The sequence below is a fragment of the Kitasatospora sp. NPDC096128 genome (assembly GCF_040303105.1).
Taxonomy (GTDB): Bacteria; Actinomycetota; Actinomycetes; order Streptomycetales; family Streptomycetaceae; genus Kitasatospora.
This window is the reverse complement of record NZ_JBEOSP010000089.1, coordinates 1-15,102: the sequence shown is the minus strand read 5'-3', so window position 1 is coordinate 15,102 and position 15,102 is coordinate 1. Positions and strand designations below refer to the sequence as shown.

The following is a 15,102-nucleotide window of genomic DNA, read 5'->3' as shown; positions in this document are numbered from 1 at the left end:
CGGCAACTTCCCGCAGGCGTTCAGCCACGTCCCGCTGATCGACACCGCGCTGCGGCTGACCGCCTGCGGCGCCGCCTACCTGTCGGCCCAGCCGGACGGCGCCGAGGGCGACCGGACCACCGCGGAACGCGCGGAGCGGGCGACCGTCTGAGGGCCGCTCAGCCCCGCTGCACCAACTCGTCGTAGGTGCTGAGCACCTGGGCGACAGTGGCGGCCTCGTCCGGCCAGGTCTCGGCCTGCTGCCGGCCGGCCGCCACCAGCTGCTCGCGGCGGGCCGGGTCCGCGAGCAGCCCGCGCACCGCCCGTCCGAGCGCCGCCGGATCCCCCGACGGCACCAGCAGGGCGGCGTCGCCGACCAGTTCGGGGATGCCGCCGACGGCGGTGGCGACCACCGGCACGCCGGCCCGCATCGCCTCCTGGACCACCAGCGAGCGGGCCTCCCAGCGGCTGGAGACCACCACCACGTCCGCGGCGGCCAACAGGTCGGGCACGTCGGTGCGGTAGCCGAGCAGCCGCACCGGAAGCTTCTCGGCGGTCGCCCGCTCGCGCAGCGGGCCCGCCTCCGGGCCGTCCCCGGCCAGCAGCACCAGCGGCTCCGGGTCCAGCGCGGACAGCTCGGCGGTGGCATCCAGCAGCACCCCGAAGGCCTTCTGCGGGACGAGCCGGCCGACCGCCAGCACCAGCGGGCGGTCCGGGCCGTCGCCGAGCAGCGCGGCGCGCGCCTCGGGCCGGCCGAGTCGGCCCTCGGGCATCGGCGGGGCGGCCACCGGGCCCAGCCGGGCGTCGGTGGCGCCCAGTTCACGGGCCCGGGCGACCAGGTCGGAGGAGGCGCCGAGGACGAGGTCGGCGGCGCGTGCCACCCGGCGCTCCATCAGCCGTTGCAGGCGCCGCTCCATGCCGGTGGCCAGCAGGGCGTGGTGCGAGGTGACCACCAGCGGGGTCTCCGGACGCAGCCCCGGGAAGCGGCCGGCGGTGCGCAGCGCGAGGTCGGACAGCAGGCCGGCCCGCAGCCCGTGGGCGTGCACCACGTCGGCGCCGGTGAAGGCCCGGCGCAGCTCGCCGATCGCGGTGGCGTCGCTGCGGGCACCCGCGGTGGGGGTGATGTCGACGGTGTGGAACCGGGCGCCGGTGCGGGAGAAGCCGAACAGCGCGTCCGTGCCGGCCGGTGCGCAGACCGTGACGGTCACCCCGTGCGCGACCAGGCCCTGGGCCAGGGAACGCACGTGCGCACCGATGCCGCCGGTGCTGGCGGCCAGGACGAGTACCACGCGCAGCTGCCCCGGTTCCGGGGCGGCCGCGGTGACCCGGGCGGCGGAATGGTCCACGTCGTCTCGCATCCGACTCGATCAGGTTCGCGCGCCGCTTCGCGAGGATTGCCCGCCCGGCGGCGCTCGGGACTGGAAAGCCAGTGTCCAGCCGCCACCATGCCAGGTCGGCGGCCCTCTTGGACAGTCGGCACCACCGGGGGCGCGTCGCCGTCCTCGCGGGGAGGGCCGCCGGTTCCCGCTACCGGTGGCGAGGGGCCCGGGCGGCGGCCAGCAGTTCCTCGGCGTGGGCCCGGCCCAGCTCCGAGTCCTCCAGGCCGGCCAGCATCCGGGAGAGTTCCCGCACCCGCTCCTCGTCGTTCAACACCTTGACACCGGAACGGGTCACGGTGCCGTCGTGGGTCTTCTCCACCACCAGGTGCCGGTCCGCGAAGGCGGCGACCTGCGGCAGGTGGGTGACCACCACGACCTGGGCGGATTCCGCCAGTTTGGCCAGCCGGCGGCCGATCTCGACGGCGGCCTTGCCGCCGACGCCCGCGTCCACCTCGTCGAACAGGTAGGTGGGGACGGGGTCCGCGCCCGCGAAGACCACCTCGACGGCGAGCATCACCCGGGAGAGCTCACCGCCCGAGGCGCCCTTGGCGATCGGGCGCGGCTGGGCGCCCGGGTGCGGGGCGAGCAGCACCTCGACCTCGTCCACGCCGTGCGGCCCGTATGCGACGGTCCGGCCGTCCAGCTCGATGCCTGCCAGGTCGTCGACCCGGGAGATCGAGAAGGTCACCCGGGCGTGCGGCATGGCGAGTTCGGCGAGTTCCGCGGAGACGGCCTCGGCGAAGCGACCGGCGGCCGCCTGCCGGGCGGCCGAGACCTCGGCCGCGAGCTCGGCCAACTCGGCCCGCAGCTCCGTCTCCTGGGCGCCGAGCCGGTCGATCCGCTCGTCGTCTCCGTCGAGTTCGGCGAGCCGGGCGGAGCCGTCCTCCGCCCAGGCGATCACCTCGGCGAGGGTGTTCTCCCCGCCGCCGTACTTGCGCAGCAGCTGGGCCAGCACGGACCGGCGGTCCTCGACTGCGGCCAGGCGCACCGGGTCGGCGTCCAGGTCGTCGGCGTAGCCCGCGAGGTCCCCGGCGACGTCGGCCAGCAGGTAGCCGACCTCGTTCAGCCGGTCGGCGAGGCCGGCCAGCCGCTCGTCGTGGTGGCGCACGGCGTCGAGGGCGCGCCGGGACTGGGCGAGCAGGGTGCCCGCGTCCAGCGCCTCCGGGTCGGCCGGGTCGCCGGCCAGGGCGGCGTGGGCGAGCGTCGCGGCGGAGGACAGCGCGTCGGCGTGGCCGAGCCGCTCGGCCTCGGCGGCCAGCTCGACGTCCTCCCCGGCCACCGGCTCGGCGGCGGCGATCTCGTCCAGGCCGAAGCGCAGCAGGTCGGCCTCCTGGGCGCGCTCGCGGGCCCGGGTGGTCAGTTCCTCCAGGGTGGCCGCGACCTCCCGCAGGGCGCGGTAGGTCTCCCGGTAGCGGGCCAGCGGCTCGGCCACCGCCTCGCCCGCGTAGCGGTCCAGCGCGCCGCGCTGGCGGGCCGGGCGCAGCAGCCGCTGCTGGTCGGTCTGGCCGTGCACGGCGATCAGGTCCTCGCCGAGCTCGGTGAGCAGCCCGACCGGGACGGCCCGCCCGCCGACGTGGGCCCGGGAGCGGCCCTCGGCGGAGACGGTCCGGCTGATCAGCAGGGCGCCGTCGTCCAGTTCGGCCCCGGCCTCGACGGCGCGGGCCGCCGCCGGGGAGTCGGCGGGCAGTTCCAGCCGGCCCTCCACCACGGCGCGGCCGGCCCCGTGGCGGACCAGGCCGGGGTCGGCCCGGCCGCCGAGCAGGAGGCCGAGGCTGGTCACGACCATGGTCTTGCCGGCACCGGTCTCACCGGTCACGGCGGTGAAGCCGGGGGCCAGCTCGACCACCGCATCGTCGATGACCCCAAGATCCCGTATCCGCATCTCGTCCAACACGGAGACGACCTTACGAGGTTCCGCCCCCGGAGCGCGACGAGCGGCAACGGCGCGCGGCAACTCCGTGCCGCCGAGTTCATCCCTTCCGGGGGTTTTGGGCGGCGGTGGGCACCGTGCACCACGGCAGGAAGAGCTGCACCAGCGGACCGATCGCCAGCGCGTACACCACCGTGCCGACCCCGGCCGTGCCGCCCAGCAGCAGCCCGACGGCCAGCACGGTGACCTCGATCCCGGTGCGGATCAGCCGCAGCGAACGCCCGGTGCGCCGGTGCAGGCCGGTCATCAGCCCGTCCCGCGGGCCCGGACCGAGCCGGGCGCCGATGTAGAGACCGGAGGCCACGCCGTTGAGCAGCACCGCGGCGGTCATCAGCGCGATCCGGGCGGCCAGGCCCTGCGGCCCGCCGACCAGCCGCAGGGTCAGGTCCATCGCCGCGCCGATCATCAGCACATTGGCGACGGTGCCCACCCCGGGGCGCTGGCGCAGCGGGATCCACAGCAGCAGCACCAGGGCGCCGCAGATGGTCACCCAGGCGCCCACGGTGAGGCCGAGCACCCGCTGCAGGCCCTGGTGGAAGACGTCCCAGGGGTCCAGGCCGAGGCCGGAGCGGAGCATCAGCGCCATGCTCACCCCGTACAGGGTGAGGCCGACGGCGAGCTGCGGGAGCCGGCGGCCCAGCGCATGGGTGTCGCCGAGGACCCGGACGGCCGGGCCCGGCCGGGCCGGCTCCGGAGCGGACGCGGACGCGGACGCGGATATGGACGCGGATGTGGACGCGGACGTGGCGGGGGTCTCAGGGGTGGATGTGGGCGCGGTCGTGGTGGCCACTGCTGCTCCTGCCGGTGGTGCTGCACCCCGGGGCGGCCCCGGTGATGGCGGCTCGGCGGCCGCCCTGCCATCATGAAGGGGCCAAAGTGGCCCCTGACAGGGCCAATTCCGAGCAAGTGGACTGATGATCGTGGCCGACTGGCACACCACCGTCTCCCCGCCCGCACTGGCCCGGCTGCTCGCCGCCACGCGACTGCCCGAGCCGGCCACCGCGCGCCGCCCCGCCTACCGCACCCTCGCCGGACAGATCCGGCTGCTGGTCACCGAGGGCCGGCTGCCGGTCGGCGCCCGGCTGCCCGCCGAACGCGAGCTCGCCTCCGCCCTGGAACTCAGCCGCACCACCGTCGCCACCGCCTACGAGGCCCTGCGCGGCGACGGCTACCTGCTCAGCCGTCGCGGCGCCGGCAGCTGGACCGCCCTGCCCGAGGGCGCCCCGCCGCCCGGCGACGCCCTGCACCCCGTCCCGCCGGACGAACAGGGCCGGACCCTCGACCTCGGCGTCGCCGCCCTGCCCGCCCCGCAGCCCTGGCTCGGCCAGGCCGCCGCCCGGGCCGTCGAACTGCTGCCGCACTACGCCGCCGGCCACGGCCACTACCCCACCGGCGTCCCGGTGCTGCGCGAGGCCGTGGCCCGCCGCTACACCGAGCGCGGGCTGCCCACCACTCCCGACCAGATCCTCGTCACCACCGGCGCGATGGGCGGCCTGCACCTGGTCCAGCGGGTCCTGGTCGGCCGCGGCGACCGGGTCGCCGTCGAGGCCCCGAGCTACGCCCACACCCTCCAGGCCCTGCGCCTGACCGGGGCCCGCCTGGTCCCGGTCCCGTACGCCTCCGCGCCGCCCGCCCACTGGGACCTGGCGGAGTGGCAGCGGGTGCTGCGCGGGGCCGCCCCCAAGGTCTCGTACGTCATCCCCGACTTCCACAACCCGACCGGCGCGCTGATCGACGAGGAGCAGCGCCGCCGGCTGCTGGCCGCCGCCCGGGCCGTCGGGAGCATCGTGCTGGTGGACGAGACCACCGCCGAACTCGGTTGGGGCGTACCGGAGTCCACACCGCTGCCGCGACCGATGGCGGCGCTGGACCGGGCCGCCCAGGTGGTCACGGTCGGCTCGGCCGGCAAGCTGCTCTGGGGCGGCCTGCGGATCGGCTGGGTCCGGGCCGCGCCCGCGCTCGTCCGGCGGCTGGCCACCGAGCGGGTCTACAGCGACGTCGGGACCGCGGTGCTCGAACAGCTGATCGCCGCCGACCTGCTCGGCGAACCGCTCCCGGCCGTCCGCGCCCACCAGTCGGACCGGCTGCGGGCCACCGCGCACGCCTTCGCCGCCGCGCTGGCCGAGCGACTGCCGGACTGGAGCGTCCCGCTGCCGCCCGGCGGCCTCTCGCTGTGGGTCAACACCGACGGCCTGTCCGGCGCGGCACTCGCCCAGGCCGGAGAGCACGCCGGGATCCGGATCGCCGCCGGCAACCGGTTCGGCTCGGACGGCGCCTTCGAGCACCACATCCGGATCCCGCTCACCGTGCCCGCCCCGGCCGTCCCCGCCGCCGTCGAGCGGCTGGCCACGGTGGCCGCCCGCGCGGCGGCGGGCGGCCGGCTCGGCGCGGCCGACGAGGGCCAGGCGCTGGCGGTCTGAGCCGCCCGCACGCTCCGGCGGACCGCCGGGTCAGCAGGGGGTGTTCGAGCGTCCCCGCCAACCCGTCACCGGGAGCGCGAACTTGGCGACCAGCCGGTCGGTGAACGGCGCCCGGTGCAGTCTGGCCAACCGCACCGGCGTCTGTCCCCGGCGCACCTCCACCCGTGCCCCGGCGGGCAGTTCGACCGAACGCCGCCCGTCGCACCAGAGCACCCCGTGCGGGGTCTTGGGCTGCACCTCGACCGCCAGCACCGAGTCCGGCGAGGTCACCAGCGGCCGGGCGAACAGCGCGTGCGCGGAGATCGGCACCATCAGCAGCGCCTCCACCTCCGGCCACACCACCGGCCCGCCGCCCGAGAAGGCGTACGCGGTGGATCCGGTCGGCGTCGCGCAGACCACCCCGTCGCAGCCGAAGTTGGAGACCGGACGGCCGTCCACCTCGGTCACCACCTCCAGCATCCGCTCCCGCGAGGCCTTCTCGATCGACGCCTCGTTCAGCGCCCAGTCCTCGTGCACCACATCGCCGTTGGTGCGGACGATCACATCGATCGTCATCCGCTCCTCGACCTCGTAGTCGGCGTCCACCACCCGCTCGACCACCACCGCCAGGTCGTCCCGCTCCGCCTCGGCCAGGAAGCCGACCCGGCCGAGGTTGATCCCCAGCATCGGCAGCCCGTGCGAGCGCGCCAACTCCGCGCCGCGCAGCAGCGTCCCGTCCCCGCCGGCGACCAGGATCAGCTCACAGCCGTCCGCCGCCCCCGGCCCCTCGGCCACCTTCTCGACCCCGCCCGGAAGGTCGAGGTCCACCGCCTCGGCCTCCAACAGCCTGATCCGGAGCCCCGCCTTCAGCAGCCCGTGCACCAAGCTCTCGACGCTGCGCAGCGCCGCCTCCCGGCCGGTGTGCGCGATCAGGAAGACCGTGCGTTCTTCATCGCTCATGCCGCTGCCCTCTCCCTACGCCTGCCGGGTCGCCCTCGGCCCGGTGCGGCCGCGCCATCCAGCATGACGGGCCGGACGCTCGCAGAGCACCCTATCGGGGCCCTTCCGCGACGGCCCGGTCCGCGTCCGCGGGGTCCAGCTGCGGGGCGTCCCGGCGCATCCAGAGGAAGTACTCGACGTTCCCGGACGGACCGGGCAGGGGGCTCGCGGTGACCGCCCGCACGCCCAGCCCGAGCTCCCACGCCTGCCCCGCCACCTGGCGGACCATCTCGGCGCGCAGCTGCGGGCTGCGCACCACCCCACCGCTGCCGAGCCGCTCCTTGCCGATCTCGAACTGCGGCTTGACCATCAGCACCAGGTCCGCGTCCCCGGCCGCGCAGGCGGCCAGCGCCGGCAGCACCAGGCCCAGCGAGATGAAGGACAGGTCGCCGACCACCAGGTCGACGGGGGTCCCGCCGATCGTCTCCAGGGTCAGCTCGCGCACGTTGGTGCGGTCCATCACCGTCACCCGCTCGTCGCTCTGCAGCGACCAGGCGAGCTGCCCGTAGCCGACGTCCACCGCCAGCACGTGGGCGGCCCCGGCCCGCAGCAGCACATCGGTGAACCCGCCGGTGGAGGCGCCCGCGTCCAGGGCCCGGCGGCCCTCGACCACCAGGCCCTGCGGCACGAAGGCCGCGAACGCCCCGGCGAGCTTGTGCCCGCCGCGCGAGACGTAGTCGGGGTCGTTGTCGTCCTTGGCCACCACGACCGCCGCCGAGGTCTCCACCTGGGTGGCCGGCTTGGTCGCGGTGGTGCCTCCGACGGTCACCCGGCCGGCCGCGATCAGCTCGGACGCGTGCTCACGCGACCGGGCCAGCTTGCGGCGGACCAGCTCCGCGTCGAGTCGGCGTCGTGCCACTGCCACTGGTGTTTCAGCTCCTACGGGTCCTGCGGATCATTCCTGGTCGAGCGCGGCCAGCGTGTCGGCGAGCCGCTGGTGAACATCTTCGTACACCGCGACGTGTGCCTCGGCCGGGACCCCGCCCAGAGCCTCCAGCCGGGCCAGCCCGGCATCCACCCCGGGGTGCCCGGTGGGCAGCAGTTCGACCCCGATCGGCTCGACGGAGTCGGCGCCGCCGAGCGGCTCGACGGGCTCGGCCGGTGCACCCGGCTCACTCGTCCCGGACATCGGGCCTCTTCGTGCCGGCGGCCTTGCGCACGGTGGTCTTCTTCGTCGCCGTGCGCTTCGCCGTGGCCTTGTTCTCGACCTCGGTCCGCTTCGCAGCGGCGGCCTTCTTGACCGTGGCCTTCCTGGCGACCGCGGTCTTCTTGGCGGCGGCAGTCTTCTTCGACGCCGCCTTCTGCGTCACGGCCTTCTTCGCCGCCGCCTTCTTCGCCGCGGTCTCCGCCACGACCGGCGTCTCGGCCACCACCGCGGGCGGCGCCGGCGCCACCGGCGGGTCGACCTCGACCGGCTCGTCCACCTCCACCCGCTCGGCCACTATCGGCTCCGCGGCCACCCGCTCGTCCTCGAACTCCCAGCCGCGCCCGAACAGGTCGTCCGCCCGGGGCGCCGGCACCGGCTCCTCCTCCGGGTACCCGGCCGCGTACGGGCCCGACCCGGGCTTCGCCGCCGACTCCTCCTCGACGTCGCGCAGCTTGCTCTCCAGGTACGCCAGCACCACGCCGACCTTGGTCACCTGGTCGCCGACCTTCTCGAAGGCCTTCTCCACCTCGCTGCGCGCCACCCCGACCGCCAGGTCCACCCCGGCCCGTCCGGCGGTGACCGCCTCCTCCGCCAGGGTCTGCAGCGTCTTCGCCGACGGCGGGAACTGCCCGCCCAGCCTGCGCTCGACCTCGGCCACGTCGACCCCGGTCTTCTCCAGGACCGCGGCAGCAGTGTCGACGACCCGCTTGCCGACCTCCTCCACCACCACGGCGGCGGCCGCCACCGCTCCCCGCACCGACCTCGGCAGCATCCGGGTGCCTCCTCCGCGCCTGCGCGCGCCTCGCTCCGTCGCCCTCGGCACCCGGGCGATTCCGGGCACCCCACTGACGACGCTACCGCCAAAACCCTCCTGAGGTACCGTGGCCCGGCAGTCCGCACCGTAGTGACCCGGGGACGGAGGAAGCGCCGTGGCGAACGAGGAGCAGTGCCGGGAGGCGCTGGAGCAGTTCAGCCGGAACCTGGCGAAGGCCGACGGCAGCGCCCGCAAGGCGGCGGCCCTCGACCGCTCGCTGAGCTGCCGGATCACCGACCTCGACCTGACCTTCACCGGGCAGCTGCGCGACGGCCGGATCCAGGACCTCGTCGCCGTGCCCGGCCGGCCCGCCGAGAAGGCCGCGATCCGGCTCACCATGGCCGGCGACGACCTGCTCGCCCTGGTCGGCGGCGAACTCAACTTCGCCTCCGCCTGGGCGAGCGGCCGGATCAAGCTGGAGGCCGGCCTCCGCGACCTGCTGCGGCTGCGCACCCTGCTCTGAGCACCGCGGCCGCGGTTGCTCCGCAGCCGCCCCGGACACCCAGGTCAGAAGCCCAGCTCGGCCAGTGCCTTCCGGCCGTCCACCGGGGTGCCGTCCGCGTCCAGCGCCGTCCACGCCGCCGCGCACAGCGCCCGCAGGCCGTCCCAACGGTCCCCGGCACCGGCCAGCCGCAGCACGCCGTCCTGCGCCGCGGCCGTCCAGCCGCCGCACGCGAAGCCGCCGTCCGCCGCCGTCACCGCCGGCTGCGGGATCAGCAGGCCGCGCAGGTCGGCCGCCAGGTACGTCGGCCGGTGCTCGGCCGGGGCCGCCAGCAGCTGGGCCGGGGTGGTCACCCCGGTGAAGACCAGCAGGCTGTCCACCCCGCCGTTGAACGCGCCCTCGATGTCGGTGTCCAGGCGGTCCCCGACCACCAGCGGGCGCCGCGCGCCCGTCCGCAGCACGGTCTCCCGGTGCATCGGCGGCAGCGGCTTGCCCGCCACCTCCGGCTCCACCCCGGCCGCCGCCCGCACCGCCGCCACCAGCGTCCCGTTGCCGGGCGCGATGCCGCGCGCGGTCGGCACCGTCATGTCCGTGTTCGACGCGACCCACGGCAGCCCGCCGCGCACCGCGTACGCGGCCTCAGCCAGCTGCGCCCAGCCGACCGACGGGTCGAAGCCCTGCACCACCGCGAGCGGCTCCTCGGCCAGCGAGCGGACCGCGACCAGCCCGCGCTCGGCCAGCGCCTCCTCCAGCCCCAGGCCGCCCACGACCAGCACCTTCGCCCCGGCCGGCACCTTCTCGGCGACCACCCGGGCGGCTGCCTGGGCCGAGTTGATCACGTCCGCGGGCTCGGCCGGCACGCCCAACTCGGTCAGGTGCTCGGCGACCACCCGCGGCGGGCGGGAGGCGTTGTTGGTCACGTACGCGAGCCGCATCCCGGCCGCACGGGCGGCCGCCAGCGAGTCCACCGCGTGCTCGATCGCGTGCGGCCCGGCGTAGACCACGCCGTCCAGGTCCAGCAGCGCCGTGTCGTACGCCTCGGTCAGCGGGCGGTCGCTGCCGCCCGGGGCGGTCCGTCGCGCGGGGGTGGCCGTCTCGGTCATGCCTGCCCTACCTCATTCACTGCGGTTCGTCTGCTCATCACTGCCCGCCCGGTCAGGCGTCGTCGTTGACGCCGCCGGGCTCTCCCCCGACCTGCCGGGCAGGCCCGCCCCCGGCTCCCGGCCCCGGCCGTCACGGCCGGCCGGAACGCCGGGCAGCAGCGGGCCGTAGGCCCCGGCGCGGGCCGCCAGGGTCGCCCTGGTCTGCCGCAGCGCCGCCCGGTAGTGGTCGGCCTCCGGCCGCATGGCCACGGCCAGCGCCAAGTGCTCGGCGGAAGTCTCGAAGTCGCCCAACCGGGCCGCCGCGACGCCCCACCCGAACTGAGCGTAGTCGTCCGAGGGATCCGCCAGCGCCACGGCCCGGAAGTTCTCCAGCGCCGCCGCGTACGAACCGGCGTCGAACTGCGCCCGGGCCAGCGCCTCCCGGATGCTGCGCGAGTGCGGCTCGGCCTCCGCCGCCCGGGCCAGCAGCTGCTCGGCCGCCGCCGGGTGCCCCTGGGCCAGCAGCTTCGCCCCCCGCCGGAACCAGTCGTAGACGTCCCCGGCCGGCTCCCCCGGCCACCCCTGGGCCGGGACACCACCCGTCGGCGGGCGCTCCCCCGGCGCGCCGCCGTCCAACCGTTCCTGCCCGTCCTCCATGCCGTACCTCGCCCTCGGTCGCACACCCGCCCGACCGCTCGGCGCGGGCATTCCGATCTCTCAACAACGCGTACCCGGTTACGATGCCCAGAATGAGCACACCCAGTGCAGAAGACGGAGTCGAGACTCCCGTGGGCGGCCCCGGCGATCCCGGGCACGTCGCCACCGCAGGCCTGTCCCTGTCCCCCTTCCGTGGCCTGCGCTACGTCCCCGACCGGGTCGGCGCGCTGGCCTCGGTGATGTCCCCGCCGTACGACGTCGTCGACCCGGGGCGCCGGCTCGACCTGGAGACGGCCGACCCGCACAACGTGGTCCGGCTGATCCTGCCCCGCCCGGAGCCCGAGGACGCCGGCGACCGCCCCGACCGCGACACCAAGTACCGGCACGCCGCCCGGCTGCTGGCCGCCTGGCAACGCGAGGGCGTCCTCGCCGCGGACCCGGAGCCGGCCCTCTACGTCTACGAGCAGCGGGTCCCCGGCACCGGCGACACACCCGAGCTGCTCCAACGCGGCCTGATCGGCGCCCTCGCGGTGAGCGGCCCCGAGGTCGGCGTCGTCCTCCCGCACGAGGACGTGATGCCCCGGCCGGTCGCCGACCGGGTCGGCCTGATGCGCACCACCCGGGCCAACCTCGAACCGCTGCTGCTCACCTACCGCGGCGACGGCGGTGCCGCCGGCGTCATCGAGCGGACCGTCGAGGGCGAGCCGCTGCTCTCCACCGCCACCAGCGACGGCACCCACCACCGCCTGTGGGCCGTCACCGACCCCGCCGACCTCGCCGAGATCGGCCGCGACCTGGCCACCTGCCGGGCGCTGATCGCCGACGGCCACCACCGCTGGGAGATGTACCTGCGGCTCCAGCGCGAGCACCGCCACCTGCCGCGCAGCCCGTGGGACCGCGGCATGGTGCTGCTGGTGGACACCGCCCGCTACCCGCTGCGGGTCCGGGCCATCCACCGGGTGCTGTACCGGCTGCCGGTGGCCGAGGCGCTGGAGAAGCTCGGCGACCAGTGGAAGGTCAAGGAGGTCCCCGGCCCGCTGACCGCCGCCCTCCAGGCCCTCGCGGAGCAGAAGCGGCACGGCGGCAACGGCTTCGTCCTCACCGGCGGCGACGGCGTCTTCTGGCTGCTCGGCGAGCCCGAGGAAGCCCTGCTGGAGGCGACCGTGCCGCACGACCGGCCCGAGGAGTGGCGCCACCTGGACGCCACCGTGCTGCACGCCACCCTGCTCGACCACACCTGGCACGTCCCCGACGGCCCCGACGACATCGGCTACCTGCACACCGCCGCGGCCGCCGAGCGCGAGGCAGCCCGCTCCGGCGGCACCGCCGTACTGCTGCACCCGGTCCGGGAGAGCGTGGTGCGGCGGCTGGCCGAACAGGGCGTCACCATGCCGCGCAAGTCCACCTCGTTCGGACCGAAGCCGGCCACCGGACTGGTGCTGCGCAGCCTTCCGCTGGGGTAGTCCGCCGGGCAGCGGGAAGCCCCCGGACGCCGTGAGGCCCTGCCGATGTCCCCCGAAGGGGCATCGGCAGGGCCTCACGGCGTTTCAGGACGCTCAGCTCCGGGCGTCGCCCTTGGCCTCGGCCTTCTCGGCCTCGTCCGCCTCGGCGTCCTCGGCGCGCGCCGGCACCACGCCGTCGAACTCCTCGTCGATCTCGAGGTCGTCCTCGTCGTAGTACTCCTCGACGTCTTCCTCGTCCTCGAAGATCACGCGGTCGTCGGAGACGTCGCCACCGCGCTTCTTCGCCGGGGCGTCCGCCTGGTCGGCGTCCTCCTCGGCCAGCTCCGGGTCGAGCGCGTCGGTGAACTCGACGCCGTCGATCTCGGCCAGGCGCTCGGAGGCGTTGGTCGAACCGTCGGTGTCGGCCTCCGCGGCCTTGGCGAACCAGTCACGGGCCTCGTCGCCACGGCCGGCCGCGATCAGCGCCTCGGCGTAGGCGTACCGCAGACGCGCGGTCCACGAGTGCACGGCGCTGGAGGCCAGCTCCGGGCTCTGCAGGGTGACGACGGCCGCGTCGAACTGCTCCATGTCGCTGCGGGCACCGGCCGCGACCAGGCGCATCTCCACCTGGCCGGCCTTGTCCAGCTGCTTCACCTCGGGCTCACCGGCCATCGCCAGCGCCCGCTCCGGACGGCCCAGACCGCGCTCGCAGTCGGCCATCACGGGCCACAGGTCGGCACGACCGGTCATCCGGCGGGCGGCGCGGAACTCGGTCAGCGCCTCCGAGTAACGCTGCGTCATGTACGAAGCGAAGCCGGCCGCCTCACGGACGGCGGCGACGCGGGACGCCAGTCGCAGCGCGACGCGCGAGTACTGGTAGGCCTCCTCCGCGTCGCTGTCGAGCAGCCGGGCCACCATCACCAGGTTGCGGGCGACATCGTCCGCGAGGGTCTTGGGCAGGCTCTTGAGCTCCTGGCGCACGTCCGCGTCCAGCTCGAAGCCGGTGACGTCCTCCGGGATCGGCAGGCGCTTGACCGGCTCGTAGTTGCCGCGACGGTCGTCGTAGTCCCCACGGCCGCGATCGCCGCCACGGTCGTCGCGGTCGCGGTACGACGGACGGTCGTCACGGCGGAAGCCGCCGCCACCCTGGCGGTCGTCACGGCGGAACCCGCCGCGCTCGCCGCCACGGTCATCGCGACGGAAGCCGCCCCGGTCGCCGCCCTGGGGGCGGTCACCACGGTCGCGGTTGAAACCGGAGGGGCGGTCGTCACGGCGGAAGCCACCACGGTCGCCGCCACGGTCATCGCGGTTGAAGCCGCCACCCTGCGGGCGGTCACCACGGTCGCGGTTGAAACCGCCACCCTGCGGACGGTCACCACGGTCGCGGTTGAAGCCACCGCCCTGCGGACGGTCACCACGGTCGCGGTTGAAGCCACCGCCCTGCGGACGGTCGCCACGGTCGCGGTTGAAGCCGCCACCCTGGGGGCGGTCGCCACGGTCGCGGTTGAAGCCGCCACCCTGGGGGCGGTCGCCACGGTCGCGGTTGAAGCCACCGCCCTGCGGACGATCGTCGCGGCGGAAGCCGCCACGGTCGCCGCCGCGGTCATCGCGGTCGCGGAACGACGGACGGTCGTCACGACGCGGACGGTCATCACGATCGTCCCGACGGAACCCACCCTGCGGGCGGTCGTCACGGTTGAAACCGGAGGGGCGGTCGTCACGGCGGAAGCCACCACGGTCGCCGCCACGGTCATCGCGGTTGAAACCGCCACCCTGCGGACGGTCGCCACGGTCGCGGTTGAAGCCGCCACCCTGCGGACGATCGTCGCGACGGAAGCCACCGCGGTCGTCGCGGTTGAAGCCACCACCCTGGGGGCGGTCGCCACGGTCGCGGTTGAAGCCACCGCCCTGCGGACGATCGTCGCGGCGGAAGCCACCGCGGTCGCCGCCACGGTCATCGCGGTCGCGGAACGACGGACGGTCGTCACGACGCGGACGGTCATCACGCTCATCGCGACGGAACCCACCCTGCGGGCGGTCGTCACGGCGGAAGCCACCGCGGTCATCGCGGTTGAAGCCGCCACCCTGGGGGCGGTCACCACGGTCGCGGTTGAAGCCACCGCCCTGCGGACGGTCGTCGCGACGCGGACGGTCATCACGATCGTCCCGACGGAACCCACCCTGCGGGCGGTCGTCACGGCGGAAGCCACCGCGGTCATCGCGGTTGAAGCCGCCACCCTGCGGACGGTCACCGCGGTCGCGGTTGAAACCGCCACCCTGCGGACGGTCGCCACGGTCGCGGTTGAAGCCGCCACCCTGCGGACGGTCGTCACGGCGGAAGCCGCCACGGTCGCCACCGCGGTCATCGCGGTCGCGGAACGACGGACGGTCGTCACGACGCGGACGGTCATCACGATCGTCCCGACGGAAGCCGCCGCGGTCGTTGGACCAGCCCCCACGCGACCGGGGCTCGTAGCCTCGGCCGTCGTCCGATCGACGCTCGGGACGGCCTTCGGGCTGGTTCGACATCCTCGTGACTCCTTCTGCTGCTTCATCTCCACCGCGGACCGGGCACCGTCAGTGCCCTCACGCGGTATCGGCGCCGGCCTCCTGGCCGTGCACCATCTCCATTGTCCGGCATGTCGGAAGCGTCCGCGCCTGGGCGGAAGTTCCGGCCTGCCGGCCTCATGCAAGTTCGCAAAACACAAAAAGGCCGCGGCCCCAGCGAATCGCTGGGGCCGCGGCCTTGAATAATTGTTCGGCGGCGTCCTACTCTCCCACAGGGTCCCCCCTGCAGTACCCACGGCGCGGGGTGGACTAGCATCAGGGGTA

The 15,102-nt window shown here is 75.3% G+C and carries 13 protein-coding genes and 1 pseudogene; 3 read left to right on the top strand and 11 right to left on the bottom strand.

What is annotated here, in order from left to right; all coding sequences use genetic code 11:
* Positions 1-158: 158 nt before the first annotated feature.
* From ABTY61_RS41125 to yczE, 3 genes are all read right to left on the bottom strand, one after another.
* Complete coding sequence (locus ABTY61_RS41125) at positions 159-1,325, bottom strand: glycosyltransferase family 4 protein (RefSeq protein WP_350510364.1); 1,167 nt, start codon at positions 1,323-1,325, stop codon at positions 159-161.
* Positions 1,326-1,506: 181 nt separating this feature from the next.
* Positions 1,507-3,240 carry a DNA repair protein RecN gene (gene recN, locus ABTY61_RS41120; protein ID WP_350510368.1) on the bottom strand — a complete coding sequence of 578 codons (1,734 nt, stop codon included), beginning with the start codon at positions 3,238-3,240 and terminating at the stop codon, positions 1,507-1,509.
* 88 nt (positions 3,241-3,328) lie between these two features.
* A complete protein-coding gene (yczE, locus tag ABTY61_RS41115) occupies positions 3,329-4,078 on the bottom strand; it encodes a membrane protein YczE (protein WP_502895531.1) in 750 nt (249 codons plus the stop codon).
* A 124-nt stretch (positions 4,079-4,202) separates the two neighbouring features.
* Here yczE and yczR point away from each other — a divergent pair, with 124 nt between their 5' ends.
* Positions 4,203-5,708, top strand: coding sequence for a MocR-like transcription factor YczR (gene yczR / locus ABTY61_RS41110; RefSeq protein ID WP_350510363.1), 1,506 nt, complete (start codon positions 4,203-4,205; stop codon positions 5,706-5,708).
* 30 nt (positions 5,709-5,738) lie between these two features.
* On the opposite strand, the gene ABTY61_RS41105 is transcribed toward yczR, so the two are convergent.
* From ABTY61_RS41105 to ABTY61_RS41090, 4 genes are all read right to left on the bottom strand, one after another.
* Positions 5,739-6,647 (bottom strand): NAD kinase, encoded by a 909-nt coding sequence (locus ABTY61_RS41105; RefSeq protein ID WP_350510362.1) that lies wholly within the window; start codon positions 6,645-6,647, stop codon positions 5,739-5,741.
* Positions 6,648-6,738: 91 nt separating this feature from the next.
* A complete protein-coding gene (locus ABTY61_RS41100) occupies positions 6,739-7,545 on the bottom strand; it encodes a TlyA family RNA methyltransferase (RefSeq protein ID WP_350510366.1) in 807 nt (268 codons plus the stop codon).
* 36 nt (positions 7,546-7,581) lie between these two features.
* Entirely contained in the window at positions 7,582-7,815 is a 234-nt protein-coding gene (locus ABTY61_RS41095) for a hypothetical protein (protein WP_350510361.1), read from the bottom strand.
* Entirely contained in the window at positions 7,799-8,605 is an 807-nt protein-coding gene (locus ABTY61_RS41090; protein ID WP_350510360.1) for a hypothetical protein, read from the bottom strand. Before ABTY61_RS41090 ends, ABTY61_RS41095 begins: the two co-directional genes overlap by 17 nt.
* Positions 8,606-8,762: 157 nt before the next feature.
* Here ABTY61_RS41090 and ABTY61_RS41085 point away from each other — a divergent pair, with 157 nt between their 5' ends.
* Positions 8,763-9,110: an SCP2 sterol-binding domain-containing protein gene (locus ABTY61_RS41085; RefSeq protein ID WP_350510359.1), complete on the top strand. Its 348-nt coding sequence runs from the start codon at positions 8,763-8,765 to the stop codon at positions 9,108-9,110.
* Between the two features lie 44 nt (positions 9,111-9,154).
* Here the strand turns inward: ABTY61_RS41085 and ABTY61_RS41080 are convergent, their stop codons facing one another.
* A complete protein-coding gene (locus ABTY61_RS41080; protein ID WP_350510358.1) occupies positions 9,155-10,192 on the bottom strand; it encodes an HAD-IIA family hydrolase in 1,038 nt (345 codons plus the stop codon).
* A gap of 12 nt (positions 10,193-10,204) precedes the next feature.
* Positions 10,205-10,828 (bottom strand): tetratricopeptide repeat protein, encoded by a 624-nt coding sequence (locus ABTY61_RS41075; RefSeq protein ID WP_350510357.1) that lies wholly within the window; start codon positions 10,826-10,828, stop codon positions 10,205-10,207.
* Positions 10,829-10,920: 92 nt separating this feature from the next.
* Here ABTY61_RS41075 and ABTY61_RS41070 point away from each other — a divergent pair, with 92 nt between their 5' ends.
* Entirely contained in the window at positions 10,921-12,291 is a 1,371-nt protein-coding gene (locus tag ABTY61_RS41070) for a DUF1015 family protein (protein ID WP_350510356.1), read from the top strand.
* Between the two features lie 93 nt (positions 12,292-12,384).
* On the opposite strand, the gene ABTY61_RS41065 is transcribed toward ABTY61_RS41070, so the two are convergent.
* Together ABTY61_RS41065 and ABTY61_RS42130 are read right to left on the bottom strand one after the other, a co-directional pair.
* Positions 12,385-13,296, bottom strand: a complete 912-nt coding sequence (locus tag ABTY61_RS41065) for a hypothetical protein (RefSeq protein WP_350510365.1) — start codon at positions 13,294-13,296, stop codon at positions 12,385-12,387.
* A gap of 573 nt (positions 13,297-13,869) precedes the next feature.
* Positions 13,870-14,124 (bottom strand): annotated as a pseudogene (locus ABTY61_RS42130) (DEAD/DEAH box helicase); the annotation flags it as partial.
* Positions 14,125-15,102: the final 978 nt, after the last annotated feature.